The sequence below is a fragment of the Haloarcula limicola genome (assembly GCF_010119205.1).
In the GTDB taxonomy this organism is placed as follows: Archaea; Halobacteriota; Halobacteria; order Halobacteriales; family Haloarculaceae; genus Haloarcula; species Haloarcula limicola.
This window is the reverse complement of record NZ_WRXM01000001.1, coordinates 715,540-741,775: the sequence shown is the minus strand read 5'-3', so window position 1 is coordinate 741,775 and position 26,236 is coordinate 715,540. Positions and strand designations below refer to the sequence as shown.

Genomic DNA, 26,236 nt, shown 5'->3' with positions numbered 1-26,236 from the left:
TTCCGATGCCACCGGTGAAGGTACACTTACATATCAGAACAAGTAACGGGATAGCAGATGGTCAACAAGGTCCTCATCGGTCTGGCGGGGGTCGTCCTCCTCTCGGCGGTCAGCGTCGGCGTGATAATCGGCTCACAGCTCGACGGCGGACTGGCGAGTGCGCCGACCGAGACGCCGACGGAATCGCAGGGGAATATCGAAACCGCGACGGCGACGCCCGCGCCGGCGACGGCGACGAAGACGGCGACGCCAGTTCGAACCGAACGGCGAACGTCGATATCACCGTCGCGGTTCAACGAGACTGCGATCTCCACGTACGTCGCCACGTACCTCAGCGACGCGCGGGCGGCTGAGGGAATCGACAGGTTCGAAACCGGCGGTAGAACGGCAAAGCGCGTCGAAGCGATGGCACAGGGTCACAGCGAAGCGATGGCCGAGGCTCGAAACGCGGCCCACACTATCGACGGCGTCACCAGCGCGGAGCGATACGAGAACCACGACCTGACGCAGTACTGCGAGTTCAAGTCGGCCGAACACTCCTACATCGAGACTCCCCGGCGGAATCGCTTCGAGGCGGTCGGCGCGACCGTCGCCGGACAGACCTACGAAGCGAACGGCGAGACGCAGTTCAACGCGAACGACAGCGCCGTCGCACAGGCGATCGTAAACGAGTGGCTGCGCTCTGACACCTACCGCGAACGGTTGTTCCTCGATAACGCGGAACGACTCGGCGTCGGGGTGGTCGTGACCGACGACGGCGACGTATACGCGACCGCGAACATCTGCGGGTGACCAGTTAGACGCCGTTTTATGGCCGATAGGTTTAAGAGATATCCGTTCGTCGACCGTGGTATACGATACCATGGCACAATCACGCGCGCCATCGTTGCCGTCGACCGACTCGACGCTCCTCGAAACGCTCGCCGAGACCGCGCCCGAGTACCCCACCGTCGCCGCCAGTCGGTGTCCCGTCCCGCTGGACGAAGCCAGACAGCGCTGCGAGCAGCTCGCGGCGGCAGGGCTCCTCGAACGAGTCACGGCAGAACCGGTATACCGTGTCACCGGAGACGGTCGTCGCGCCGTCGCCGCTACTGAGGAGTCCGCGTACTCAGCGACCGGCGACTAACGCCGCTGCCAGAGGACCTGTCCGATCATCGAGAGGACGGTCTCGTCGGCGTCGGTAGTCGTCGTGACCTCCGTCGCGACGCGACCGCGCGCGTCGCCCCACTCCTCTTTCTCGACGACTTCGGTTCGCACCGAGAGCACGTCGTCGGGCCGAACCGGTACCGGCCACCGAAGCGAATCGACGCCCAGTGCGCCCATCGCACCGGTACCCGACAACCGGTGGTCGACGAGTAACCGCATCGTCATCGCCGCCGTGTGCCACCCGCTCGCGACCAGTCCGCCGAACATCGACTCCTCGGCGGCGTCCCCGTCGGTGTGAAACGGCTGGGGATCGTACTGGCCCGCGAACGTCGTTATCTCTTCGCGAGTCACCTCGTACTCGCCGAACGTCGCCGAATCGCCGATCGCGAGGTCTTCGAAGTACTCCATACCGACCGCTAGCGGGGGTCGGGTCCTAACAGTTGCGAGGAAAAAATTCGGCCGTCGTTAGTTCGCGGTCTGGGTCGCTTGTGCGGTTCCGGTGGTCTGGGGCGTCTGCGTTGCCTCACCGGATTGCGTCGGCTGTGCGGTCTGCGTTGCCTGCCCGCTCTGGGTTCCCTGAGGCGTTTCAGTTTGCGTCCCCTGTGGCGTTCCTGTTTCGTTGCCTTCTGCCGTCTGCGTGCCTTGCGGCGTTCCCGTCGTCTGGTTGCCGGACTGACTGGTCTGGTTGCCCGATTGGCTCGTCTGGTTGCCCGACTGGCTGCTCTGGGCCTGCTGCTGGACCCACTGGTCGTACTCGTCCTGGGGCATCACGACGACCTCGCCGAGCATCTGGGAGTGGCCGGAGCCACAGTACTCCGCGCAGTAGAGCTGATACGTTCCGGTCTCCGTCGGTTTCGTCGTGAGGCGGTTGTACTGTCCCGGGAAGGCGTCGGCTTTCAGTCCCAGACTCGGGACGTGGAACGCGTGGAGCCAGTCGCGAGATGTCACCCGCAACTTCACGTTTCTATCCACCGGGAGCCGAAGCGTTCCGGTCGATGTGGCCTGGGCCTCGTTACTGAAACTCGAACCGTTGTGGTAGAACGACCAGCCGTAGCGATACGCCTGTATCTCGATGTGTTCGGGGTTCTCCTGCTGGATGTTCGCGCCTTGCGCTTCGGCCGTGACGTAGGGGTTAGCCAAGACCTGATAGGAGGCGACGCCGACGAACAGGAGGATGATCGCGGTGGCGACCGTCCACGTGATCTCGAGCCGGCGGTTCTCCATCGTCGGTAGGGGCTCGTCCTGTTTACGGAAGCGCCAGACGGTGTAGATGAGGATCCCCTCGACGAGGACGGTGATCGGGATCGCGACGTAGAGCAGATTCATGTTCAGGTCCCAGATCTGCTCTACCGTCGTCGAGGCGGACGGCTGTGCGGCGACCGGTTCGACGGCGAGCGCGAGTAACGCCGCGCCGAACAGAGCGGCAAGACCGACACGTCTCCGGGTCATGCTCGCGGCTTAGGAAGTCACGAATAAATAACTGCTGTCTTCGGTTTCCGGGGGCGGAATCCGCCCGTCGTCGCCGAAAGACGACAGCGTTCCGTACTGTCGGTTCTCTCTCCTTTTTCCGTCGCTCTTCGAGTCTGTCTCGAGTGCGGTCACCACTCGAACTAGACGGTTCCGAACGGTGAGTAACCAGATACTGATAGCTTTGCAAGGAACTGGAAGACGCGATAACTCGACCATTACCAAGCCACTTATCGCCGCTTTATCGCACGCATGTCGGACCAGCGCCGGCCCAGCGGACCGATCCCGCGTTCACTCCCTCCCGACGAGCGGTCGGACGACACCGAGAGCCTCGGTGCGGTGAGGGGTGGGGAGCGCCCGCAGACGGGGACGGCCCGATGACGGGACCCGGCGGTGCAGTCCGACTTCGACGGCAGCGTCGAGTACACCGTCGGCAGTACCCGTTGCCGTCCGACGAGAGAACCACAATATGAAGATACGGAAACCACAGAACAGAGCGAGCGCGAGTAGTCTGCTAGTCATCGCACTGGCCGTCGCCGTCGCCTTCGCGGGTGCCGGCGCGGCCGCGACCGCGATCGGTCCAGGCGGTGGGGTAGCGCAGCAACAGGCACCCGACGGCGTCACCGTAACCCTCGATCCCGGCAGCTCGTCGGTCGAGGCGGGCGGAGCGACGACCTACGACGTCGTCGTCGAGGGCGCGAGCGACGGCGTCGGCGCGGCGACGTACACCGTCAGCGTCGACGACACGAACGTCGCGACCATCGCGGACATCTCCGCGGCCGGCAACCCGTCGTTCAACGAGACCAGCGTCGCGAGTGACGGCTCCGAGGCCTCGGTGTCGATGGCCGGCATGAGCTCGTCGCCGAGCGGAACCGTGACGATCGGGACCGTCACCGTCGAAGGTGACGAGCCCGGAACGGCGTCCGTCTCGATCTCGGTCAGCGCCCTCGGAACCATCCAGGGCCAGGAGTACAGCGTGTCCGACACCGCGGGCGCATCGATCACCGTTACCGACCAGCAGGACGAAGAAGACGAGCAGGACGGTAACGACGGCGACGACGGTCAGGACGGTGACGACGGGGATGACGGCCAGGACGGTGACCGCACTCCGTCCAGTCCCTGTACCGTCGACGAGGAACTGATCGCGAAGTACAACTGGGAACAGACGAACGGCGACTACGGCTTCGTCTTAGACCAGGGCGACGACGTCGTCTCGTTCAGCGACTTCGAGTACGACGACGGCAACCCCGCGGAAGGGCCGACCCACGTCGACTGGGACTCCAGTGAGAACGTCGATGTCGTGGTTGTCCAGGCCGGCGGCGGCAGCCAGCCGGAGCAAGTCAACGACGTCGGCGGTGCGAGCAGCGGCGAAGTGAGCACGACGCAGGGGATCAGCTACCTCGCGTTCTGCTCGATGCCCGACGACGGCGGTGACGACGGCGATGACGGACAGGATGGAGACGATGGCGATGACGGCGATGACGGAGATGACGGACAGGATGGAGACGATGGCGATGACGGCGATGACGGAGATGACGGACAGGATGGAGACGACGGAGACGACGGCGATGACGGAGACGATGGCGATGACGGCGATGATGGAGATGACGGCGATGACGGTGACGACGGTGACGACGGCGATGACGGACAGAATGGAGACGACGGAGATGACGGTGACGACGGCGACGACGGAAAAGATGAGGACGAACACGACGGCGACGACGGAAAAGATGAGGACGAACACGACGGTGACGACGGAAAAGATGAGGACGAACACGACGGCGACGACGGTCACGACCACGACGGTGACGACGGCGAAGACGGCGACGAACACGACCACGAAGACGGTGAAGAAGGCAAAGACCGAGCAGACGCCTACTACCAGATCGACCTCGTCAAGGGCGAGCCGATAGCGGAGTTCGGCGACGCCGACAGCGAGAAGTTCTACAGCGACCAGAAGCGCCTCATCAAGTACGTCCACGGTAGCTCCGACGACGCGATCACGCGGCACGGACAGCCCTCGACGCTGTGCGAGGAGACGAGAGAGTGCGTCGAAGTGAAGGACTACGACGTGGACGACGGCGAGGCGACGATGACGTTCGAGGTCAAGAAGGACTGCGAGATGAAGCTCACGCTGGTGAGCTACGAGAAGGAAGGCCCCGGCTGGAGCCGCGAGCGCGCGGACCAGCAGGAACTCGAAGACTCGGTGACCGACACGTACGACCACGGCACCTACACGGTGACGGTCGACGTGCCCGAGTAGCGCGGTACCCGACACAACTCGCCGTTTTTTCGAACGCGCCTCTCGCGGCACCGCCCGTATAAATTGACTAACAAAGTGGTTCGTCCGCCGAGAGTCGGCCGATGGGTGCCGGTGACTCCCCGCTGGTCAGCGTCGTCGTGCCGACCTACGAGCGGCCGACGTTCCTCGTAGACGCCGTCGAGAGCGTCCTCGAACAGCGGTATCGACCGATGGAACTGGTGGTCGTCGACGACGGCTCAAGCGCCGACGTCGAGCGGGCGCTCGCCGACGCGACGTTCGGCGACGCGTCGCTGTCGGATCTCACGCGATACGCGGTCCGTCGTCACGACGAGAACCGAGGCGCGAACGCCGCCCGGAACACCGGCATCGAGGCGGCGACCGGTGAGTACATCGCGTTTCTGGACGACGACGACCGCTGGGAGCCGACGAAGCTCACTCGACAGGTGGCGGCGCTGCGGGCGGCCGACGACGCGGCCGTCGCGTTCACCGGTCAGCGATGTGTCGACGCGTCAGGGGCGACCACCGCCGTCACGCGTCCGGCGACCGGGGGAGAGTTTCTGCGCAATCTGGTCTCGGGCGCCGAGTACGGCCCGTTCTCGACGGTCGCGGTCCACACCTCGGTGTTCGACGAGGTCGGCGTCCTCGACGAGCGGTTCCCGTGTTGGCAGGACAAGGAGTGGTACCTCCGTCTCGCCACCGCGTTCGAGTGCGTGGCCGTCCCCGACCCGCTGACGGTTCGACGGTTCACCGGCCACGAGCAGATCTCCGACGACTACGCGCGAAAGCGCGACGTGGCGTTCCCGCTGCTGGTCGAGAAGCACCGAGAGACTGTCGCAGCGCGAGGCGAGAGCTACGAACGGTCGTTCCTCGCCGCCCTGTTGCGCGAACTCGCGGTCGCCGCCGCCCGGAACGGACGCCGCCGCGAGGCGGTCTCGTATCTACGCCGGTCGCTCCGTCACCGCCCGACGACGCTTCGCACCTACGCGTACCTCCTGGCGTCGCTCGGCGGGAAGTACACGTGGGTTCCGGCCCGAGCGTGTCGGCGCACGCTCGCGCGAGCGCTCGACGGTACGCGCAGTAGTGCGTCGCGAGTCAGGTGAGCGCCTCGCGGACGACGGTGAGATCGTCGCCGAGTTTCGTCTCGAGCGCCCGCGCGCCCAAAATGAGGAAGAGCGGATAGGTGACGACGCCGACCGCGACGAGACAGCACAGCGCCGCCAGCGACGAGAGCGGCGGGAGCGCCGCCGCCGTCGCGAGGACGACGATACCCATCGAGAGCGCCGCGACGGTCGGGAGGGCGACCGCCCGGAGGAACCGCCGCGGACTCCCGTCGACGACGCGGAGCGCGACGGCGAGCGCGACCGGGTTCTGGACGACGGCGCTGGCGACGAGGACGCTCGCGACGCCGCTGAAGCCCCATCGGAGGGCCGCGGGATAGACGAGCGCCGCGACGATGGCGAGCCGCGACAGCTGGAGGACCGTGCTGTACTGGGGTCGCCCGGTCGCCTGAAAGAGCGGGCCGACGACGGCGACCAGCGCCCGGAGTGCCCCCCAGAGCGCTAACAACCGCATCGCATCGACGATGGGGAGCCAGTCGGGACCGAGGGCGGCTCGGACGAACGCCGGGGCGACGACGGCGATGCCGACGGCCATCGGGAACGCGAGCGCGACGACGATCCGAACCGTCCTGAAGAACCCCTCGCGGAGTCGCTCGACGTCGTCCTGAACCTTCGAGAACGCCGGGAAGGTCGCCTTCGAGACGACGTGGCTCACCTCGGTCGCGGGCGCGTTCGAGAGCCGGAACGCCATCTGGTAGAACCCGAGCGCCGACGCGCCGAGCAGCCAGCCGACGAGCGCGTCGTCGCCCTGGTTGAGCGCCAGCAGCACCAGTCCGGAGCCGAAGATCCACTTCCCGAACCCGAGCAGCTCCCGCGCCGCCGTAGCGTCGAACGCCAGTCCGGGCCGATAGCCGTGGATGGCGTGTGACACCGCGGTGCGGACGGCCGCGCCCGCGACCACACCCAGCACCAGCGCCCAGACGTTCTGATAGACGAGGGCGACGGCGACGGCGACGGCCACCTGGGCGACGGTCCCCGAGAGCGTGTAGGCGAACTGGCGGTGGAAGGCCAGCTCCTTCCGGAAGTAGATGATGCCGGGATTACGAAGGCCGGCGAGGAGCGGCGAGAGGGCCAATACCGGCAGTATTGTTCGTAACGCCGGTTCAGTGAACACCCCGGCGACGGTCGGCGCGGCGGCGACGGTGACGGCGGCGATGACGACGCCGCGGGCGATGGTGAGGACCCACGTCGTGTCGAGGTAGGCGTCCACGTCCGCCTCCTCGCGCTGTATCAGCGCCTCGTCGAGACCGAGTCTGGAGACGCGTCGAAGCACGGCGAGGACGAGCAGTCCCAGGCCCAGGAGGCCGAAATCCGCGGGGGCGAGCACTCGCGCGAGGACGACGAACATCCCGAGCCGGAGGACTCGGTCGGCGACCGTCAGCAGCGACAGCCAGACGCCGCCGGTCGCGGTTCGCTCCATGACCGAGTCGCCCGGCGTGAGGAGGCGCGGGACCAGTCGAACGAGTCGAACCGCGCCGACGAGCCGTGATACGAGTCCCACGGCGGCGCTGTGAGCGGGGTCGCGCAAAGTTATGGGACTCCTACGACCGGAGCGGCGTTCCGCAATCGGAGACGGGACGGACCGGAGAGCGCGGAAGCCAGTGCATAGCTATGCCGGTATCGTGCGGCATCGCAGGCAGACAGATGACCGCCGAGGGAGCCGCGCCGACCGTCTCGGTGATCGTCCCCGTGTACGACGATCCCGAGGGCGTCGACCGGACGCTGCGGACGCTCACCGAGCAAGCGGTCTCGACGCCCTACGAGGTGCTGGTGGTCGACAACGGTTCGACCGACCGGACGCCTGCGGTCGTCGCGTCGTACTGCCGGGCGCGTCCCGACCTCGTCGAACTCCTCGTCGAGGACGAGATTCAGGGGTCCTACGCGGCCCGCAACGCCGGCATCGAGCGGGCGAGCGGCGAGATACTGGCGTTCGTCGACGCCGATATGCGGGTCGGGCCCGCATGGGTCGACGACGTGGCCGCGGCGATGCAGTCGGCGGAGTACGTCGGCTTCGACGTACAGATCGAGGGGCGACCCGAGGACGGCCCCGTCGTCGCGTTCAACCACGTCTCGGAGTTTCCCATCGAACGCTACGTCGAGGAGGAACAGTTCGCGCCGACCTGCTGTCTCGCGGTTCGGCGCGAGGTGGTCGAGACCGTCGGGCGGTTCGACGAGCGGTTCCGCTCCTCGGGCGATCTGGAGTTTGGTCGTCGGGTCCACGACGCCGGGTTCGAGCAGGCCTTCGACCCGTCGGTGACGATGTACCACCCGCCGCGGTCGGTGCGAGAGCTCGCGGAAAAGTACGTCAGGATCGGCCGCGGACTCAGCCAGCGACGGCGCTACTACCCGGACCGATTCGACAGACACCCGTTGTTCACGCCCGCGAACTACCTCCCGACGCTCTCCCCGCGAAAGCTCCGCGACTCCGCGACGGACGTTCAGGACCGCGCCGGGACGACCTTTCCGCTCCGCACGCTGTGCGTGTTCTACGCGTTAGAGCAACTCCAGAAAGCGTGTATGGGGGTCGGCCGACTGGCCGATAGCGTGGCCGCCGCCGACGCTCGCTGATCTATCAGTCGTTCGACCACGCCGCGGCCAGCTCGTTCATCGTCGCCTCGTCGATCTTCTTCCCGTTCGTCCGCGGGACGTACTCGTCCTCCCGGTACCAGTGGACCGCTCGCTGGGCCTCGCTACCCTCGAAGACCCCGTCGCCGGCCACCGCCTCGCGGATGGAGAGCGGGACGATCTCCTCGACCGGCGGCGACTGGAGTTCGGTCAACTGCTTCGAGGGCCGAATCGCCTCGATGCTGCCGCTCGCGATCCGGTCCATCGTCGCCCGGAAGTCGTCCTCGGAGATCCAGCCGTTCGCGCCGACCTGATGGTAGGCCAGCACGGCCGTCTGGTTGTACTTCTCGGCCATGTCGAGCACGTCGTAGACCCGCTCCAGTTCCTCGCCGAACACCCGGCCGACGGTCAGCGGGCCGGTGAGCTGCTGCCCGTGGGGCAAGCTACCGTCCGTCACCGCGAAGTAGTGGTAGTCGCTGACGATGTCACGGATTCGGGGCGAGTTCCCGCTCCAGGGATAGGAGAACATCGACGCGCCGCGCTCGAACCCGCGTTCGAGGAGCCACTTCTTGTTCTCCTCGATCTGCGCGCGAGCGTCGGCGTCGGAGAGATCAGGGAGATGTCTGTGATCGACTGTGTGGCTACCGATCTCCCAGCCGGCGCCGCGCATCTCGCGCATCTCGTCCTCGCCCAGGAAGTCGCTATCGCTCGCTCGCCCGGAGTTTATCATCGTGAGCGCGGGGATACCCCGGTCTTCCATGATGGGCAGCGCGTTCGTGTACTGGGTGATACCGCCGTCGTCGAACGTGACGATGACCCGCCCCGTATCGGCTCGCTCGGTCGTCCGAAGGTCGTCCACCCACACTCGGAGGTCCGTCTCGAAGTCCCGATAGAACTCCAGAGAGATGGCGTCGACGCTGCTGAGGTCGGGGTCGCCGTACTCGCTGGTGACGCCGAGGTCGATGCGGAACCACCCGTAGGAGGTCGTGATGGTCCGCCGACGCATCGTGACCGAATCGCTGCCGTTGTAGAGGTGGACGTCGAGTTGCTCGGTCGAGGGGCTCTCCAACCGGAGCGCGATCGAGAGGTCCTTGTTCGAGAGATCTATCGGATCGTCGAACACGCGGACGATCTCGAGGTCGGTACCTTCGTCCGGACCCAGTAGCAGCTCGGCCGACTGGTCGCCGCGGTAGGGCTGGTCGGTCACGGCATTGAGATGCCCAGACCGCGCTTCCCACTGGCTCAGGTCCTCGAAGTCGTCGAGCAGTCGGCCGCTGTCTTCGTAGCGGTCCGTGGTGTCGAAGGCCGTATTGAGCAAGGGATGTTCGGTCGCCGCTCGTGCCCGCCCGACGCTGGTGGTCGTCCCCAGTGCGGTGAGCGCGGCGGCCCCCCGTTTGAGCAGCCCGTGGCGCGAAATCGGATTGCGGTTGGTCATGTCAGAATATCTGTTCGATAGCGCCACCCACCGCATTGTTATGCCGCCGCTTGCTCGACCCGGTAATCGTTTATAGATCACCTGACACCCGAGCGCTCGGACCGAAGGCGGCGTGTTACCGGGGTCAAACGCTCCATAACAATGGCCGGAACTACCGAAGCCAGCACACTGATGCATCCGGAGTCTCGCGCGCCCGACCGCACCGTCTCACAGTCGCTTCGAGCGGCTGATTCCCACTGACCATGCGCCGTCACTCTCGCGGCGTCGTCGCCGTCGCCTGCCTGCTCGTACTGGCAGCCCTCGCGCCGACGGCCGCCGTCGCCGCCCCGGCCGACGCCGTCGGCGTGACGACGACCGTCTCGGACACCACTGTCGAACCCGGCGACACCATCACCGTCGAAGCCACCATCGACGGCGACGGCGTCCACGGCCCGCTAATCGACGCCAACGTGCCCGACGGCTGGGCGGTCGAGGCCACCGACGACGACGGTGGAACGTACAAGTCCTCGACGAACGAGTGGCTCTGGCTCACCGCCGGGGACTACACTGTGACGTACACGCTCACGGTTCCCTCGACGGCTTCGGCCGGCGAGTACCCCGTCGAGAACGAGGGGTCCGGTATCTACCCGTCGACCTCCGAGTACGTCGCCGACACCGACGCCGTCACCGTCACAGTGGAGTCGACGGAGGCGATGACCGTGCGCGAGGCCGTCGCGAGTTACGGCGACGGCGACGACTCGCGGGTCGAGGACGGCGAGATCCAACAGGCCATCAACTGGTGGCAGACCGATACCGAGGTGCCCGGCACCGACGGACAGACCATCGACGACGCGACTATCCAGCAGCTCGTCTCCGATTGGGTGACCGGGGCCGAGGTCGGCGGCAACTGAGCTGTCGAAGCCCGCGGGCGTTCTTTCTCCCCGGCACCGTCGCACGAACCCGGCTCACCCGACGGGAAAAGCGAGGAGTCTAAGTGTGCGCCGTCGAAGGATACGGTAATGGCAGAGAGCCGTACGTTCACCGGGTCGCTGGCCGCCACCGCCGTCGGCGTCTACCTCCTCGTCATCGCCGGCGCGACGGCCGCCATCACCGACGCGGTGACCGCCTGCACCACGTGGCCGCTCTGTCGGGGGCCGGTGACGCTCTCGAACCCGTCCCTGCTGATCGCCAGCGGCCACCGCCTGACCGCCGCGGTCGTCGGCGTCCTCGCGCTCGTCACCGTCTTCCTCGGACTCCGCGCGGCGACGCGCCGCCGCGTCGAGGCCGCGCTGCTGGTCGGTATCGCCCTGTACCCGATTCAGGTCGCACTGGGCGCGTTCGTCGCCACCTCCGGCGCGACCGGGGGGCTCCCCGGTGCGCACCTGGCCGTCGGCATGGCAATCTTCGGAGCGTTCGTCCTCGCGCTGGCGTGGCACCTCGAAGCCGAGACGGGCAGCGACGACGAGGAGCCCGTCGACGACCTCTCGCCGGCCCCGATGCCCGAGGAGAGCGACGACGGTTCGGTTCCGCGAGCCGCGCTCTCGACGCGAGAGCGCCTCCTCGGCACGGCCTACGCCTACTTCCGGCTGATGAAACCGCGCCTGATGTGGCTCCTGTGTCTGGTCGCCGCCGCCGGGATGGCGCTGAACGCCGGCCAGTCGCTCACCGTTCGGACGGTGCTGCTGACGCTGGGCGGCGGCGTCCTCGCCATCGGCGCGTCGGGCACGTTCAACCACGTCCTCGAACGTGACATCGACAAGCGGATGGACCGCACCTCCGACCGCCCAATCGCCACCCACCAGATTCCGGTCCGGAACGCGATGACCTTCGGCGTCGCGCTGGCGGCCGCCGCGATGGCGCTGTTCTGGCAGGTGAACGTCCTCGCGGCGGCGCTGGGGCTGACGGCCATCCTCTTCTACAGCGTCGTCTACACGCTCGTCCTCAAGCCCAACACCGTCCAGAACACCGTCATCGGCGGTGCGGCGGGGGCGCTCCCGGCGCTCATCGGCTGGGCGGCGATCGACGGGACCATCGGGCTGGCGGGGCTGGCGCTGGCCGGCGTCATCTTCCTCTGGACGCCCGCGCACTTCTACAACCTCGCGCTCGCGTACAAGGACGACTACGAGGCCGGCGGCTTCCCGATGATGCCCGTGGTCCGCGGCGAGACGGAGACGCGCAAGCACATCGTCTACTACCTCGGTGCGACGCTGGTCGCCTCCGGGATACTGGCCGCGCTCACGTCCCTGGGGTGGTTGTACGCGCTCACGTCAACGACGCTGGGCGGCGTGTTCCTCTGGGCCGTCGTCCGCCTCCACCGCGAGCAGACCGAGGAAGCCGCGTTCCGCGCGTTCCACGCCTCGAACGCGTACCTCGGTCTGCTCCTGTTGGCCATCGTCGCCGACGCGCTCGTCCTATGAGTACGATCACCCGCCGCTTCGACCCGTCGTTCGACCGCGAGACGCTGCTGTACGGCGCGTTGCTTCTCAATACGGAGTTACTGCTGGTGGCGGCCCACGTCCTCTTCGGCGGGACCAGCGCCACCTCGTGGCGCGGGGTCGCCCAGTACGTCTACCCGCTGGTCTGGATCAACGCCGGCCTGCTGGTCGTCCTGAAGACGACACCGCCGCCCGCCTCGACGAAACAGCGACGCCGCGCGCTGGCGGTCGGCGTCGCCTACTTCCTCGTCCTGGCGGTCATCGGGGGGATCGTTCGCCCCGGGTCGCCGGACATCGTCTCGTACGTCCAGTTCAACCTCCTGAAGCTCCCGCCGGGGTGGAACCCGATGCTGGCGTACTTCGGCAACGTCGTGTCGGTGACGCTCATCCCGTACAAACTGGTCGGCTACGGCGCGCTGGCCTATCTCGTCTACGTCATGGTGCTTGACACGTCGGGGCTCTCGCTCGGGAGTCTGACCGGCCTCTTCTCCTGTGTCTCCTGCGTCCTCGGGATTCTGGTGCCGACGATATCGAGCGTGCTCGGCGGGACCGCCGCGGCCGTCGGCCAGTTAGTCCCCCAGTCCTACGGCGCGGCGACGGTGGTGTATCTGGTCTCGCTCGCGCTGCTGTACTGGCGACCGATCGGACGGTAAGCGCCGGAGACGATGCCGATTCCCCCCGTCTCAGGTCAGCCGACACTGCCGCGGGTCGCCGGCCCGTCCGAGGAAGAGAAGCAGGAGCAGGAGGCCGCCGACGCGGAGGAGGCCACCGTGAAACGGGAGCACCGCGAGCGCGCCCGTGAACCCGAGAAAGCCGAGGACGCCCGCCCCGCAACTCGCGCAACCGGACGCCACGAGACCGGGGAGGACGCCGGTCAGATCCGAGAGGCTGGACAGTCCGACGACGCGCAACTGCGCGGCGACGTTGACGACGGCGACGCCGGTGAGGACGGCGTAACAGGCGATGAGACCGACGCCGAAGACGCCGATGGAGCGGTACGTCGTATCGAGCAGATCGAGGAAGGCCCGGAGTAGATACCGCTGGACGCCGGCCCCGAGCATCTGCACCGTGTAGGTCGGGAACGTACTGAGGATGAGGAGGACGAAGGTGGCGACGGCGAGAGCGGCGGCCGCGAGTATCCGGGGCCACGACGTGAGCGGATACGTCAGCGCCGCGCCGAGTCTACTCCCGAACTGTTCGAACCGCCGTCGCCAGCCGTCGGCCGTATGCTCGGTCATCGTCACTCCGTCAGCGACCGGATCTTGCTGTCGAACCGGGAGTAGGGCTGTGCGCCCTGCAGGTCGGCCGCGGTGTCGGAGTCGGGGTCGTAGAGGACGAACGAGGGAGTCCCGTCGAGGCCCGCTCGCTTTCCGCGCTGGCGTTCCGCCTCGACCGCCGAGACGAGCGTCTCTCGGTTCTCGGACAGACAGGAATCGACCGCCGACGCGTCGACGCCCTCGACGGACTCCGTCAGCTCCAGCAGGTTCGACCGGTTCGACCAGTCGCCCTGCGTGAACCCCTGTTCGTCGAACACCGTCGAGTGCCAGTTCCAGAAGGTGTCCGGCGAGTCCTCGCGGACCTGTCGCCAGACGCACCGACTCATGACCGACGCGGTCATGGAGTTCTCGCCGATGTTCGGGAACTGCAGGAGCACGACGCGGATCCGTCCTTCGGCGACGTGGGTGCGGACGAGCTTCGGGAACGTCCGCTCCTCGAACTTCTTGCAGAACGGACAGAGGTAATCGCTCCAGTAGTAGAGGTCGAGGGCCGCGTCGGGCGACCCGACTATCGGGTTGCCGGCGAGGTCGACGTCGAAGCCGGTGGTTCCGGACGCCGCGTGTAACGACGGCGAGACGGGCTTCGAGGAGATCGGCGTCGATTCCTCGGTCTGTGTCGGCCGGTCAGTCGCCTCCGCGGTCGCCGTCGACTGCGACGCCGTTTCCGCGTCGGTCGAGGCGGACGCGCCCGACTGCGGCGTCGACGTCGATTGCGAGTCACTGGTACTGCACCCGGCGAGGCCGGCGATAGTCGCCGCTACGCCGCCCCGCAACAACGCCCGACGTGTCTTTCGAGTCACGTAGCGGCCTTCGCCGACCGTCCGTATAGTGAGCCGTCGCCGTTTTCAGACTCGGAAAAATCGTGCTATCTCGTCGCACGGTAGGGAGGTATCCGCGAGATACTTCAACGCCCGCGCTGATTGCCCGGCCGTGAGCGAGGACCCCGACGGCATCGCCGCGCTCGGGCTACTCCACGACGAGTACGCCCGCGAGATATTCGTGGCGGCGAGTCGGGAGGCGATGTCGGCGAAGGAGCTGGCGGAGGCGTGCGGGTTCTCGCTCCCGACGGTGTACCGCCGGGTCGACGACCTCGTCGACGCGGGGCTCGTGGTCGAAAACAACGAGCTCGACCCGTCGGGGAACCACTACACCTCCTACGAAGCGGCAGTCGAACACATCGATGTCGACGTTCGAGACGGTGAGCTAGACGTGACAATCACACAACAATCTGACGCGGTCGATCGGTTCACGCGTGTCTGGGAAGACATCCGCGGGGGTGACGAATGAGCGCGTTGCTCGTCGCGGCCAACTTACTCGTCATCGCGCTCGGCTTCCTCATCGCGGCCCAGTCGTTCCGGGGGTATCGCAGGCATCAGAACGCGACGATGCTGTACATCTCGGCGGGGTTCGTCTGTATCAGCCTCGGCGGCGTGATGGACTGTTCTCTGTTGAATACGTATCTGCCGAGCCTGCTCCACACCGGACTGTTCCGAACGGGGTTCGTCCTCGCCGGCATGGGACTGATATCCTACTCGCTGTACCGGTGACGGTCCGTCGAGGCGAGCCTTTGTCACTATCGGGTACGTACGTCGACACATGACCGAGATCGAAATCGAGTACTGCGTGCCCTGTGGCTTCCGCGAGCGCGCCCTCGACGTAGAGCGAGCGATACTCAACGGCGTCGAACAGGAGATCGACCGACTGAGCCTGGTGATGGGCGACCACGGCGTCTTCAGCGTCCGCGTCGACGGCCGGACGGTGTACGACAAGGACGAGGACGAGTTCGACGTGGACGACATCGTCCGCGAGGTCAGGAGTCACCTGTAGTCATCGCCAGAACGGAACGGCTTTCGGAGGGGATGACCGACGGTGAACTATGGACGAGGTACTGGTCGCCGAGGACGTCCGTCGGCGCTACGGCGACACCGTCGCGCTCGACGGCGTGTCGCTCTCCGCGGCGGCGGGCGAGGTGCTGGCGCTGGTCGGACCGAACGGGGCGGGGAAGACGACGCTGGTTCGCGCGCTGACCGGGACCACCGACGCGGAGGGCCGCGTCGAACTGTTCGGGGAGTCACCGAGAGACGTGGACCGTTCGCGCATCGGTCTCCTCCCGCAGTCGTTCGACCCGCACGAGCGCCTGAGCGCGCGCGAACTCGTCGCGTACTACGCCGGTCTCTACGACGAGACGCGGGACGTCGACGCCGTGCTGTCGGACGTGGGACTGACCGACAGCGCCCAGACGTACTACGAGAACCTCTCGGGCGGACAGCAGCGGCGGACCTGCGTGGCGACGGCGCTCATCAACGACCCGGACCTGCTCGTGCTCGACGAGCCGACGACGGGAATCGACCCGGCCGGCCGACAGGCCCTCTGGGACCTGCTGTCGGGCCTTTCCGACCGCGGCGTCACCATCGTCGTCACGACACACTACATGGAGGAGGCCCAGCAACTCGCCGACCGCGTCGGGTTGCTCGCCGACGGGCGACTGGCCGCGCTGGACAGTCCGACTCGACTGGTCGCCGAACACGGCGGCGATAGCCAACTCATCGTCGACGGCGACTTCGACGAGACGACTCCCGACCGCATCGACTATCCGGCGCGGACCGTCCTGCGGAACGGCCGACTCGTGGTCTACGGCGTCCGACCGGAGTCCATCGGGCAGGTCGTCGCCGAACTCGACGCCGCCGGCGTCGGCTACGACAGCCTGACGTGGAAGGAGCCGGACCTAGAAGACGTCTACCTCGAACTGACGGGAACCGGCGTCGGTCGCGGCGGCGATCCGCGGAGCGAGGAGGCGACGGCGGGTGGTGTCCGGTGAGCCGACTCGGTCGCCTTCGGGCGGAATCGCGGGCCGCGGCGCGGGCGTTCCTCCGTCGGCGGACGGCGGTCTTCTTCACCTTCTTCTTCCCGCTGATCATCGTCGTCATCTTCGGCGTCCTCGTCCAGACGCGGCCGGGCGGGGGCGGCCTCTTCACCGAGTCCCCGGCGTACTACGTGCCCGGCTACCTCGCGGTCGTCGTGCTGTTCACGCCGCTCTCTCGGGTCGGGAGCGAGGTGGCGCGTCACCGAGCGGGCAACCGCTTCGAGAAACTGGCGACGACGCCGCTGACCCGCCCGGAGTGGCTGCTCGCCCAGACGCTCGTGAACGTCGTCGTCATCGGCCTGGCGGGGATACTCCTGCTGGCGCTGATGGTCGTGCTCACCGGCGCACAGATAGAGCTGTCGCCGTTGCTGATTCCGTTCGTCGTCCTCGGCGTGGGGCTGTTCTGCGGCGTCGGAGCGATGCTCGGGAGTCTGGCCGACTCACAGGACGGCGTCATCTCCGCGAGCAACGCCATCGCGCTTCCCCTGTTGTTCCTCTCGGAGACGTTCGTCCCGCCGGAACTCCTCCCGGGGTGGTTCCCGACGTGGCTCTCGCCGCTGACGTACTTCTCGCGAGGCGTGCGCGCGGCGACGACGGGCGAGGGAGGTGCCATCACGCCGCTCGCCGTCCTCACGGTCTGTGCCGTCGTCGGCTTTCTCGTCGGCGCGTGGCTCCTCCCCCAGACCGATTAGTCGGGTCGATAGCCGACGACAGCGCAGCACCGGCGAACGTTCGAAAAATACGAGACCTATCTCTCGCTCCTCTGAGAATCACTCTCGAATCTCTAGCCAACCTGTGGGCGACTTTTGAAGTATCTTTTCTGATAACGTTCTATTCCCACACAGACGTATATCATAATCGTACATAACCGTTGGATTTATGTTGTACAACCGTTCTTACTGAGTTGGAAATGGTTACTAGACGATCTCAACAAACTCCTAACGGGGTGGGCCGCCGAGAGTTCCTCGGCGGGGTGGCGTCGCTGCTGGCAGCGGCGGCGTACACGCGGGACGTACCCGAGTCGGTCGCCGCACAGATAATGGGCGGCGACGACAGCGATACGCGGACCGTTAGCTCACCGAACGGAAACATCAGCGTTAGCGTGGACGTGTCCGGGGGGATACCCACGTACAGCGTCGATTTCAACGGTACGACGTACATCAAACCGTCGTCACTCGGCTTCGACTTCCAGAATCAGGCGACGTTCGGCGCGGGCGCCGACGGCACGAGCGGGGCGGCGATCTCGGTCACCGGCAGTGAAAGTGGGACGGAGACCGAAAGTTGGACCCCCGAGTGGGACCAGTATAGCAGCGTTTCGGAGGACTACAACGAGCTCCGACTCGGCCTCGAAGAGACGGCTGGCCCGGGACGTTCGGCGAATCTCGAACTCCGCGTCTTCGACGACGGTCTCGGCTTCCGCTTCGTCTTCGACGACAGCGACTTCGCCGCCAACAGCGGGAAGGCCGTCATCATCTCGGAGAACACGCAGGTCGACTTCGCCGGCGACTACACCTGCTGGTGGATAGAGAACGCCTTTACGAATCCCCGGTTCGAATCCGAGTACACGGAATCGAAACTCAGCGAAGTTCCCGCCGGGTCGGAGACGGTTCGACCGAACGACGATCCGAGCCGGAAGGGCGCGCACATGCCGCTGACGGTCAAAGCGAGCGACAGCGCGTATCTGAGCGTGCATCAGGCGGACTTAGACGACTACGCGCTGGCCTCACTGGCACCAGTATCGGACTCCGGTGGGACCGAGTTCGCGACGCAGCTCGCGCCGCTCTCGGGCGAGACGAAAGTCTCGTGGACGCTGCCCAATGCGACGCCGTGGCGGACGGTCCAATTGGGTACGACGCCCGGCGACCTCGTCGAATCGTCGCTCCTGCCGCTGTTGAACGAGGACCGCGACGACACCGTCCTGCCGAGCGACGGCAACGGCGGCGTCGACACGGACTGGCTGACCCCCCGGAAGTACATCGGCATCTGGTGGACGATGATCGCGGGCAACGCCAAGTGGGAGTACAAGAGCGACGCCGACATCGAGGCCAACGGGAACAACCCGGCGGCGTACATCCACGGCGCGCGCACCGAGCGGATGAAACGCTACATGCACTTCGCCAGCCAGAACGGGATCGACAGCGTGCTGGCGGAGGGATGGAACAAGGGGTGGAGTTCCTACGGGTCGGACGCCGGCGCGACCGGGTCCGCACTCGAGATGGGCGTCGCCGACTCCTACCCCGACTTCGACGTCGGCGAGATAACGACGTACGGGTCGAACCTCCCGAACCCCGTCGAGTTCACGATCCACAACGAGACGTCGGGGAACCTCCCGAACTACGAGGACGAGATCCTGAACAACGGCATCTTCGACGAGTACGAGCAAAACGGCATCCGTTCGATCAAGAACGGCTACGTCTCCGACCCCGGTCTGTTCGGCGACAATCAGAGCTCGCCCAGTCACAACCAGCACTGCCAGTTGGCGGTCAATCACCACCGAACCGTCATCGAGGAGGCCGCGAGCGAACGGCAGACCCTCGAGATCCACGAGGGCATCGTCCCGACCGGCGAGCGCCGGACGTATCCCAACGTCGCCGCCCGCGAGGTCGTGAAGGCCCAGGAGTACGACGGGTTCGGCGCGCTCGGCTCGAACGTCGGCCGCGAGCACCACGTCACGCTCCCCTTCACGCGGATGCTGGCCGGCCCGACGAGCTACCAGCCCGGTATCTTCGACATCACGTTCAACGACAGCGAGGGCGACCAGATTCAGACGACGCGCGCGAAGCAACTCGCCATGTATCCCACGTACAACGCCGGGATACAGATGGCCGCCGACCGCGTCGAGGCCTACATCGACGAGGCGTTCGAGGTCGGCCAGTACGTCCAAGCCCCCTCCGGAGTCATCGACGGACTCACCACCGGCGACGACTGGCGCAACACCTTCGGAACGAACTACGTCGGGTTCGACCCGAACAAACACGACTCCGGGTCGAACGTCTCCTTCACTGTCAAAAACGTCAGTTCAGCCGGGACCTACGACCTGCACATCCGCTATGCGAGCGACGCCGAGGAGAACGCCCCGCGAGTCATCGACGCCAGCGGTCCGCAACTCACGCTGAACGTCAACGGGTCGACGGAGAAGATCAACCCGTCGTTCACGGAGTACTGGGACACCTACGGCGTCCATACTGTCTCGGTGAACCTCATGCAGGGCGACAACGCCGTCGCGCTGGAGATGAACTACGACGACTCCGGTGAGACGTTCCAGGGTGACGTCGCGGGACTGACCGTCAACACCGTCGGCGTCACCGAACAGGGTGCTGATGCCCCGTTCCCGGCGAAATACACCGATTTGACCGACAGCCAGGTCGCGAACGAGAACGTCGAGTCGAAACCCGACTTCAAGTACATCGAAGACGTGCCCGCCGGCGGCTGGGACGACACGACGGTCGTCGACGCCGAGATCGGGAAGTACGTCGTCACCGCACGGCAGAAGGACGGGGAGTGGTACGTCGGCGCGATGACCGACGGCAACGGTCGCGCCATCGACGTGCCGCTCGATTTCCTCGACTCTCAGTCCAACGGCTGGACGATGGAGATGTACACAGACGAGGCGGGAACTGACGTGGACAACGATCCCACGGAGATTGCACGAACCACGTCGCTCGTCAGTTCGGGAGATACCGTGCTAGCGTCCATGGCCCGAAGCGGCGGAACGGCGCTCCGGCTCGTCCCGGCGTCGTCGGAGGAAGCTTCGAGTCTCGATACGTACGCGAAGCCGACTCAATCACCGTCGTACAGTATCACTCCTGACCCCGATCTCGACCAGCAGTTCATCTCGGCGACAGGGACGAACTCGACGGACTTCATCGGCGGCACGACTGTCGATATCGAAGTCGACGGCACCGTCGTGGCAACCGAGAACGTTCGCCTCGCCCCGACGGGGCAGAGTGAGACATTCAATTTCGGCTACACCATCCAGACCCCCGGTTCCTACAGCGTCGTCCTGAAGGACCCACAGTCCGGGACGGAACTCGCCTCCGGGACGGTGACTGTGACGCCCGGCGAACTCATCGCCGAGTTCTCCGATCCGTCCGGCGACGACGACGGTCCGGGGAGCTACACCTACCCCACCAACAGCGCCTTCGAGGACGGCGCGTTCGACCTGCGGTCGTTCAAGGTGTACGAGTCCGACTCGGACTACCTGTTCTCCTTCGAGGTCGCCAACCTCTACGACTCCTTCGGCGGCGACTTCTCGCCGCACTTCTTCGCGGTCTGGCTCCGCGACCCGTCGCTTCCGGGCGGCAGCGTCACGGAGAACGGCGATATCGGCGTCTCGGCGAACTTCGCGTCCGGCTGGCACTACCGCGTTACCGCGACCGGGTTCGCCGGTAGCGTCGTCGACGCGCAGGGAGACGATGTCGCCTCCGTCGACAAACTCGTCAACTTAGATGGGAACACGGTCATCGTCTCCGTCGATAAGAGCAGTCTGAGCGACCTCGATATCGTCAACACCGAGGTCTGTCCGGTCGTCGGTTCCGAGGACTACGGCGGCTTCCGCGACGTCAGGGAGACGGCGCAGGGCTACCAGTTCGGCGGTGCGAAAGCCGGTGCCGTGGAGAACGCGCCGGGCGTCGTCGACATGCTCACGCCGCCCGGCGTGAGCCAGGCCGAGGCGCTCGCCTACGACGCGGACGATCTGGCGCAACTCCCGTTCACGCCGCTGTACAAGGATCGATTGGGCGATGTAGACCACGTCGCTACCCTCTCTGATGACGGTGGTGACCCCTACGGTCCCGCCACTACGTCGGACGGAGCGAACGCGTTCACCTATCCCTCGACCAGCGATATCACGCCGGTGGATCACGACATCCAGCAGGTGGATATCTACGAAGACGACTCGAACTACACGTTCCTCGTCCGCCTGCCGCAACTGCGCGATCCGTGGGGCGGCGACTACGGCTACAGTCTCCAGCACGTTCAGCTCTACGTCAGTGACCCAAATGCCAGTAGCTCAGACCTCTACAGCCGTGATGGTGTTCACGCGTACAATAGCGGCGAGAAGATATTCGCCAAGGACTATCACCGCCGCATCGTCGCCACGGGACACGCCAGTTCCAACAATGTGGCCTCTGGAACGCTCCCCGTCGTCGAAGACGGCAACTGGAGCACTATCGCCGACGCCAGTAGCGGCGTGAGCACCCGTGGTATCGGACAGTTCGACGCGATCGAGATCACGGTCCCGCGGAGCACGATTCCGTCGAACATCCGCGAAGTCGACATCGTTCCGATGATGTTCAGTTACGATAGTTATGGCACAGCTGGCATCCGAAAGGTCGAATCCGACGCCAACGCCTCGGGGAACTACACGTTCGGCGGTGCACCCTCGAGCTACTATCACACCAACGTCCTCGACATCGTCCTGCCCGATAGCGTCTCGCAGGCGGACGTCCTCGACCCGACAGCCGAGGACATCACGGACTCCGACGACTTCGATGGGTACGACATCCCGTTCGTCTCGATGAGCGAGACCGGCAACTCCCTCCGAGAGGCCCTCGCCGGCAACGGACCGGTCACGAGCGCGCACTTCGACGTCGTGCGCGAGGCTTACGAGTCCGATAGCGCGGTCCCGGGAACCGGAGGACTGGTCCCGGACTACGCTGACCTCCGCGGCATCGCCTCGGAGGTGACGGAGCGATGAACGACACGTCGGCAGGGAAAGTGCTGGCGCTCTCGCTCGCGGTGCTCGCCGTCGCGGCGATCCCCGCGGGCCTGATCGCCCCCATTGGAATCGGCGCGGCCAACACCGGCGGCAACGCCGCCGGCAACGTCGGCGAGTGGCCGAGCTATCAGGCCGACGACCGCAACTCCGGGAACGCGACCGGCGCGCCCGACTACGGCAGCATCGACCTCGGATGGAGCGTCGCCGGCAACCAGGGGACGGACGTCGCCTCCGGACCGACCGTCGGCGACGACACCGTCTACGTCGGCGACGGCAGTACCGTGAAGGCCTACGCCGAGGCCGACGGGTCCCAGACGTGGACCCAGAGCGTCGACGGATCGGTGTTCGGCTCGCCGACGCACGACGAGGGGAGCCTCTACGTCGCTACCGACGCCGGCACCGTCTACGCGCTCGACACCGCCAGCGGCACCGTCGAGTGGACGCGGAGCACCGATAGCAACGAAGCGGCCTTCGGCGCGTTCGCCGGTTCGGTCGCCACGGACGACGCCGGCGCGCTCTACGTCGCCAGCGAGGACGGCCACGTCTACAAGCTGGCCGCCGACGGCTCGGAGGTGCTGGCCGCCTACGACATGGGCAGCCCCGCGGGCGCGATGACGCCCGCGATCGCCGACGGGACGCTCTACGTCGGGGACCGCAGCGGGACGCTCCACGCGCTCTCGACGGCGGACCTCAGCGCCACGTTCTCGGAGGACGTGGCCAGCGGCGCGCTCAACGCCCCGGCCGTGACTGCGGACGGCCAGACGGTGGTCGTCACCGCGACCGACGGCACGGTCGCCGCCTACGACGCGACCGGGACCGAGCAGTGGGCCGAGACGAGCGCCTACGACGGCAGTTTCGCCAGTCCGGCCATCCACAGGGGATCGGCCGTCGTCGGCACGTCCGACGCTGTCGCCGCCCACGCGCTCGGCGACGGGACCCAGCAGTGGCGTACCTCGGTGGATACCAAGGACACCTTCGGTGCGTCGGTGACGACGGCCAACGGAACCGTCTTCGTCGGTACCGACGTCGGCGACGTCCATCTACTCGACGCGACCGACGGACGGATGCGAGCGAGCTTCTACGCGAGTTCCTCCGCCATCGCCACCGCGCCGACGGTCGCCTACGACGCGCTGTACGTCGGCGCGGACACGGGCGCTGTCAGGCAGTTCGTCGACGCCAACCCGTCGATTTCGGTGGCGAGTATTAGCGCGCCCGACTCCGTCGAGAGAGGTGACACGGCGACGGTGACGGCCGAACTCTCGAACATCGGGCAGGCCAGGGGCAGTTACACTGCCGAACTGACCGTCGACGGGACGGTCGTCGACAGCGAACCCGTCGACGTGGCCGCCGGTGCCACCGAGACCGTGCGCTTCGAGTACACGTTCGAGACCACCGGAGAGGTCCCGGTCAGCGTGGGTTCGCAGTCCACGACGGTCACCGTCAGATCCGACTCCAGCGGCGACGGTGGCGGTCCCATCCACGGCAACCCCGACGACGGGACCGAGACGACGACGCCCGACGAGGGCGACGGCACGGACACGCCGGTCGAGACCGACTGCGGCTGTGAACTAGACGACACGCCGACCGAGGCAACCGACGATCCGGTGACGACGGACGACACCGCGACGCCGGACGGCTCGGACGGCACCGAGACGGCCACTGCCGACGGCGGGACCGCCGCGGACGACGGGTCCGACGGGAGCGGCACCGACGTGCCCACGTCCGGTGACGGTCCCGGCTTCACGGCCGTCGCCGCACTGCTCGCCGTCGTGGCGGCGGCGCTGTTGGCCGCACGACGCGAGAACTGACGAGTCTTCCCGCCACCGACGTTCAATTTTTTATCGGTAATCGAGCGCGACGGCGCCGCGTCCCTACCGCCGGAGCGACGGACCGGCGACAGCGAGAACCAGCGCCGCCTCGCCGCGGGGTACCCAGCCGTAGACGTGGTTGAGCATCACGTACGTCACTAAGCCGAGAAAGAGGCTCAGTCCCCAGGCGGCGACGGCGATCCGTCCCACTCGCGCGTGGGCCGTCTCGCGGAGTTCGGCCGGGGTATGCGAGAGGCCGAGGACGACGGCGTGAACGACGACCGGAACGGAGACGGCCGAGAGGAGGACGTGGACGGCGAGCATCAGGATGTACGCCCACCAGACGACTCCCTCGGCGAGGATCGCCTTCTCGAAGCCGCCGCCGACCTTCAGGAGGTACAGCACGAGGAAGGCCATGATGAGGGCGAACGCGGTCAACATCGCCGCTCGGTGCTTGCGGACCTCGCCGCTCTTGATGAAGTAGACGCCGACGAGGATGGCGGTCAGCGCACAGGCGTTGACGACGGCGATCGCGTCGGAGAGGAAGATGACGGTCTCGTTGCTGATGGTCGGAAACGGCAACACGCCGCCGAACGTCCCGAAGACCAACGCGTAACCGACCAGCGAGACGGCGGCGGTGACGAGGCGCGGGCGAGCGCGAGCGCGCGACTGGAGTCTGTCTGCGACGGCCATACGAGAACTGAGCAAGCGAGGGCTTTCCGTGTTCTGGAAACGAGCGACGGGGAGAGCGTCGGAGAAAGCGATGGGAAACGTAGCGGAGAAAACGACGGGAGAGACAGCGGCGCCGAATCAGGCGAAGGTGCGCGAGATGTCCTCGTCCTCGTCTTCTTCCTGCTGGATCTTCTCCCAGGCGTTCTCGAAGTCCTTCATCTCGACCTCGGTGCGGTCGTCGCGGATGGCGAACATCCCGGCCTCGGTGCAGACTGCCTTCACGTCGGCCCCGGAGGCGTCGTCGATGGCCTCCGCGAGGCCCTCGAAGTCCACGTCGTCGGCGACGTTCATGCCGCGCGTGTGGATCTTGAAGATCTCCTTGCGACCCTCGAAGTCCGGGTTGGGGACTTCGATGAGGCGGTCGAACCGACCGGGTCGGAGGATGGCGCGGTCGAGCATGTCGAAGCGGTTGGTGGCGGCGATGATGCGGATCTCGCCGCGGTCGTCGAAGCCGTCCATCTCCGAGAGCAGTTGCATCATCGTCCGCTGGACCTCGGCGTCGCCGCTGGTCTTCGATTCGGTTCGCTTCGCGGCGATGGCGTCGATCTCGTCGATGAAGACAACCGCGGGCTCTTCCTGCCGGGCCAGTTCGAAGAGGTCGCGGACGAGTTTCGCACCCTCGCCGATGAACTTGTGGACGAGCTCGGAGCCGGCCATCTTGATGAAGGTGGCGTCGGTCTCGTTGGCGACGGCCTTCGCCAGCATCGTCTTGCCCGTGCCGGGCGGGCCGTGCAGCAAGACGCCGCTCGGCGGGTCGATGCCCACGTCTTCGAACATCTCGGGGCTGATGAGCGGCATCTCGACCGTCTCGCGGACCTCCTCCATCTGCTCTTGGATACCGCCGATGTCGGCGAAGGTGACGTCCGGCGACTGATCGACCTGCATCACGCGGGCGCGGACGTCCGTCTCGTCGTCGAGTTGCTTGACGATAGAGAGGGAGTTGTTGACGGCGACCCGGTCGTCCGGTTCGAGGCCGTCGCGCATTTCGTCGGTGACCTCGGTAAGCGCCTCCTGATTGTTGCCGTGCTGTTTGATGATGACGCCGTCCTCGCCCACCTCTTGGACGGTCGCGACGAACAGCGGCGACTGCTTGAGCTTCTTGTTCTCGTGAGTCAGCCGCTCCAGTTTCTGCTGGTACTTGTTGTTCTCGGCGTTGGCATCGAGCAGTTTGTCCCGCATCTCCTCGTTCTGTGCTTCGAGCACCTCGAGCCGTTCCTGCAGCGCCTCTATCTTCTTCTGCTGGGAGGCGTCTTCGTCGTAGGGCAGGTCCACCTCGTCGACGGTGTCGGTCATTACGCCCCTTCTAGTAGGTGAGTCATTATGAGGCTTCGGGTAGCGCCAGCATTCGATACCGCGGGCAGCGGGACCCTACCGCCCCGATACGGCCGTCCAGCGTTCCGGCGTCGAACCGGCAGATTTCTGTCCCGGG

General features: G+C 66.3%; 22 protein-coding genes and 1 pseudogene. 15 read left to right on the top strand and 8 right to left on the bottom strand.

Translation table 11 applies throughout. From position 1 onward, the window contains the following. Positions 1-57 precede the first annotated feature (57 nt). On the top strand, positions 58-792 hold the full coding sequence (locus GO488_RS03805) for a CAP domain-containing protein (protein ID WP_162316465.1): 735 nt from the start codon (positions 58-60) through the stop codon (positions 790-792). 70 nt (positions 793-862) lie between these two features. Then, positions 863-1,126: a DUF2250 domain-containing protein gene (locus GO488_RS03800; protein ID WP_162316464.1), complete on the top strand. Its 264-nt coding sequence runs from the start codon at positions 863-865 to the stop codon at positions 1,124-1,126. On the opposite strand, the gene GO488_RS03795 is transcribed toward GO488_RS03800, so the two are convergent. Further along, positions 1,123-1,554, bottom strand: a complete 432-nt coding sequence (locus GO488_RS03795; protein WP_162316463.1) for a MaoC family dehydratase — start codon at positions 1,552-1,554, stop codon at positions 1,123-1,125. The genes GO488_RS03800 and GO488_RS03795 overlap by 4 nt on opposite strands. A gap of 303 nt (positions 1,555-1,857) precedes the next feature. Then, positions 1,858-2,595 (bottom strand): annotated as a pseudogene (coxB, locus tag GO488_RS03790) (cytochrome c oxidase subunit II); the annotation flags it as partial. 487 nt (positions 2,596-3,082) lie between these two features. Between coxB and GO488_RS19785 the strand changes: the two are divergent. Next, on the top strand, positions 3,083-4,876 hold the full coding sequence (locus GO488_RS19785) for a hypothetical protein (protein WP_174242481.1): 1,794 nt from the start codon (positions 3,083-3,085) through the stop codon (positions 4,874-4,876). A 101-nt stretch (positions 4,877-4,977) separates the two neighbouring features. Then, positions 4,978-5,976: a glycosyltransferase family 2 protein gene (locus GO488_RS03780; protein ID WP_162316461.1), complete on the top strand. Its 999-nt coding sequence runs from the start codon at positions 4,978-4,980 to the stop codon at positions 5,974-5,976. Here the strand turns inward: GO488_RS03780 and GO488_RS03775 are convergent. Then, entirely contained in the window at positions 5,969-7,495 is a 1,527-nt protein-coding gene (locus tag GO488_RS03775) for a lipopolysaccharide biosynthesis protein (protein WP_162316460.1), read from the bottom strand. The genes GO488_RS03780 and GO488_RS03775 overlap by 8 nt on opposite strands. Positions 7,496-7,638: 143 nt before the next feature. Here GO488_RS03775 and GO488_RS03770 point away from each other — a divergent pair, with 143 nt between their 5' ends. Continuing rightward, positions 7,639-8,562, top strand: a complete 924-nt coding sequence (locus GO488_RS03770) for a glycosyltransferase family 2 protein (RefSeq protein WP_162316459.1) — start codon at positions 7,639-7,641, stop codon at positions 8,560-8,562. Positions 8,563-8,566: 4 nt separating this feature from the next. Here the strand turns inward: GO488_RS03770 and GO488_RS03765 are convergent, their stop codons facing one another. Next, positions 8,567-9,994, bottom strand: a complete 1,428-nt coding sequence (locus tag GO488_RS03765) for a polysaccharide deacetylase family protein (RefSeq protein WP_162316458.1) — start codon at positions 9,992-9,994, stop codon at positions 8,567-8,569. Between the two features lie 242 nt (positions 9,995-10,236). Between GO488_RS03765 and GO488_RS03760 the strand changes: the two genes are divergently transcribed. From GO488_RS03760 to GO488_RS03750, 3 genes are all read left to right on the top strand, one after another. Beyond that, positions 10,237-10,884 (top strand): hypothetical protein, encoded by a 648-nt coding sequence (locus GO488_RS03760; RefSeq protein WP_162316457.1) that lies wholly within the window; start codon positions 10,237-10,239, stop codon positions 10,882-10,884. Between the two features lie 108 nt (positions 10,885-10,992). Next, positions 10,993-12,390 carry a heme o synthase gene (locus GO488_RS03755; protein WP_162316456.1) on the top strand — a complete coding sequence of 466 codons (1,398 nt, stop codon included), beginning with the start codon at positions 10,993-10,995 and terminating at the stop codon, positions 12,388-12,390. Further along, positions 12,387-13,061 carry a DUF7546 family protein gene (locus tag GO488_RS03750; protein WP_162316455.1) on the top strand — a complete coding sequence of 225 codons (675 nt, stop codon included), beginning with the start codon at positions 12,387-12,389 and terminating at the stop codon, positions 13,059-13,061. Before GO488_RS03755 ends, GO488_RS03750 begins: the two co-directional genes overlap by 4 nt. 30 nt (positions 13,062-13,091) lie before the next feature. On the opposite strand, the gene GO488_RS03745 is transcribed toward GO488_RS03750, so the two are convergent. Beyond that, positions 13,092-13,646: a hypothetical protein gene (locus tag GO488_RS03745; RefSeq protein ID WP_162316454.1), complete on the bottom strand. Its 555-nt coding sequence runs from the start codon at positions 13,644-13,646 to the stop codon at positions 13,092-13,094. 2 nt (positions 13,647-13,648) lie between these two features. Beyond that, entirely contained in the window at positions 13,649-14,485 is an 837-nt protein-coding gene (locus GO488_RS03740) for a DsbA family protein (RefSeq protein ID WP_162316453.1), read from the bottom strand. A gap of 130 nt (positions 14,486-14,615) precedes the next feature. Here GO488_RS03740 and GO488_RS03735 point away from each other — a divergent pair, with 130 nt between their 5' ends. The 7 genes from GO488_RS03735 to GO488_RS03705 all read left to right on the top strand — a co-directional run bounded on the left by GO488_RS03735 (position 14,616) and on the right by GO488_RS03705 (position 24,075). After that, positions 14,616-14,972: an ArsR/SmtB family transcription factor gene (locus GO488_RS03735; protein WP_241692887.1), complete on the top strand. Its 357-nt coding sequence runs from the start codon at positions 14,616-14,618 to the stop codon at positions 14,970-14,972. Continuing rightward, positions 14,969-15,232, top strand: a complete 264-nt coding sequence (locus tag GO488_RS03730; RefSeq protein WP_162316452.1) for a DUF7521 family protein — start codon at positions 14,969-14,971, stop codon at positions 15,230-15,232. Before GO488_RS03735 ends, GO488_RS03730 begins: the two co-directional genes overlap by 4 nt. Positions 15,233-15,281: 49 nt before the next feature. Next, a complete protein-coding gene (locus tag GO488_RS03725; RefSeq protein WP_162316451.1) occupies positions 15,282-15,512 on the top strand; it encodes a SelT/SelW/SelH family protein in 231 nt (76 codons plus the stop codon). Between the two features lie 49 nt (positions 15,513-15,561). Further along, positions 15,562-16,503, top strand: coding sequence for an ABC transporter ATP-binding protein (locus GO488_RS03720; RefSeq protein ID WP_162316450.1), 942 nt, complete (start codon positions 15,562-15,564; stop codon positions 16,501-16,503). Beyond that, the gene (locus GO488_RS03715; RefSeq protein ID WP_162316449.1) at positions 16,500-17,240 is read left to right on the top strand and encodes an ABC transporter permease; all 741 of its coding nucleotides are present in this window, start codon (positions 16,500-16,502) and stop codon (positions 17,238-17,240) included. Before GO488_RS03720 ends, GO488_RS03715 begins: the two co-directional genes overlap by 4 nt. 254 nt (positions 17,241-17,494) lie before the next feature. Further along, positions 17,495-22,246 (top strand): glucodextranase DOMON-like domain-containing protein, encoded by a 4,752-nt coding sequence (locus GO488_RS03710; RefSeq protein WP_338401334.1) that lies wholly within the window; start codon positions 17,495-17,497, stop codon positions 22,244-22,246. After that, positions 22,243-24,075: an outer membrane protein assembly factor BamB family protein gene (locus tag GO488_RS03705; protein ID WP_162316447.1), complete on the top strand. Its 1,833-nt coding sequence runs from the start codon at positions 22,243-22,245 to the stop codon at positions 24,073-24,075. Before GO488_RS03710 ends, GO488_RS03705 begins: the two co-directional genes overlap by 4 nt. Before the next feature lie 63 nt (positions 24,076-24,138). On the opposite strand, the gene GO488_RS03700 is transcribed toward GO488_RS03705, so the two are convergent. Continuing rightward, positions 24,139-24,768, bottom strand: a complete 630-nt coding sequence (locus GO488_RS03700) for a DUF420 domain-containing protein (RefSeq protein ID WP_162316446.1) — start codon at positions 24,766-24,768, stop codon at positions 24,139-24,141. 117 nt (positions 24,769-24,885) lie between these two features. Next, complete coding sequence (gene pan1 / locus GO488_RS03695) at positions 24,886-26,100, bottom strand: proteasome-activating nucleotidase Pan1 (RefSeq protein ID WP_162316445.1); 1,215 nt, start codon at positions 26,098-26,100, stop codon at positions 24,886-24,888. Positions 26,101-26,236 lie beyond the last annotated feature (136 nt).

Bases quoted from the DNA above. Each gene is read 5' to 3' on its own strand.
- GO488_RS03750 (WP_162316455.1), top strand. From the start codon at position 12,387: ATGAGTACGATCACCCGCCGCTTCGACCCGTCGTTCGACCGCGAGACG.
- GO488_RS03770 (WP_162316459.1), top strand. From the start codon at position 7,639: ATGACCGCCGAGGGAGCCGCGCCGACCGTCTCGGTGATCGTCCCCGTG.
- GO488_RS03765 (WP_162316458.1), bottom strand. From the start codon at position 9,994: ATGACCAACCGCAATCCGATTTCGCGCCACGGGCTGCTCAAACGGGGG.
- GO488_RS03795 (WP_162316463.1), bottom strand. From the start codon at position 1,554: ATGGAGTACTTCGAAGACCTCGCGATCGGCGATTCGGCGACGTTCGGC.
- GO488_RS03800 (WP_162316464.1), top strand. From the start codon at position 863: ATGGCACAATCACGCGCGCCATCGTTGCCGTCGACCGACTCGACGCTC.
- GO488_RS03730 (WP_162316452.1), top strand. From the start codon at position 14,969: ATGAGCGCGTTGCTCGTCGCGGCCAACTTACTCGTCATCGCGCTCGGC.
- GO488_RS03720 (WP_162316450.1), top strand. From the start codon at position 15,562: ATGGACGAGGTACTGGTCGCCGAGGACGTCCGTCGGCGCTACGGCGAC.
- GO488_RS03705 (WP_162316447.1), top strand. From the start codon at position 22,243: ATGAACGACACGTCGGCAGGGAAAGTGCTGGCGCTCTCGCTCGCGGTG.
- GO488_RS19785 (WP_174242481.1), top strand. From the start codon at position 3,083: ATGAAGATACGGAAACCACAGAACAGAGCGAGCGCGAGTAGTCTGCTA.
- GO488_RS03745 (WP_162316454.1), bottom strand. From the start codon at position 13,646: ATGACCGAGCATACGGCCGACGGCTGGCGACGGCGGTTCGAACAGTTC.
- GO488_RS03760 (WP_162316457.1), top strand. From the start codon at position 10,237: ATGCGCCGTCACTCTCGCGGCGTCGTCGCCGTCGCCTGCCTGCTCGTA.
- GO488_RS03805 (WP_162316465.1), top strand. From the start codon at position 58: ATGGTCAACAAGGTCCTCATCGGTCTGGCGGGGGTCGTCCTCCTCTCG.
- GO488_RS03755 (WP_162316456.1), top strand. From the start codon at position 10,993: ATGGCAGAGAGCCGTACGTTCACCGGGTCGCTGGCCGCCACCGCCGTC.
- GO488_RS03725 (WP_162316451.1), top strand. From the start codon at position 15,282: ATGACCGAGATCGAAATCGAGTACTGCGTGCCCTGTGGCTTCCGCGAG.
- GO488_RS03780 (WP_162316461.1), top strand. From the start codon at position 4,978: ATGGGTGCCGGTGACTCCCCGCTGGTCAGCGTCGTCGTGCCGACCTAC.
- pan1 (WP_162316445.1), bottom strand. From the start codon at position 26,100: ATGACCGACACCGTCGACGAGGTGGACCTGCCCTACGACGAAGACGCC.
- GO488_RS03700 (WP_162316446.1), bottom strand. From the start codon at position 24,768: ATGGCCGTCGCAGACAGACTCCAGTCGCGCGCTCGCGCTCGCCCGCGC.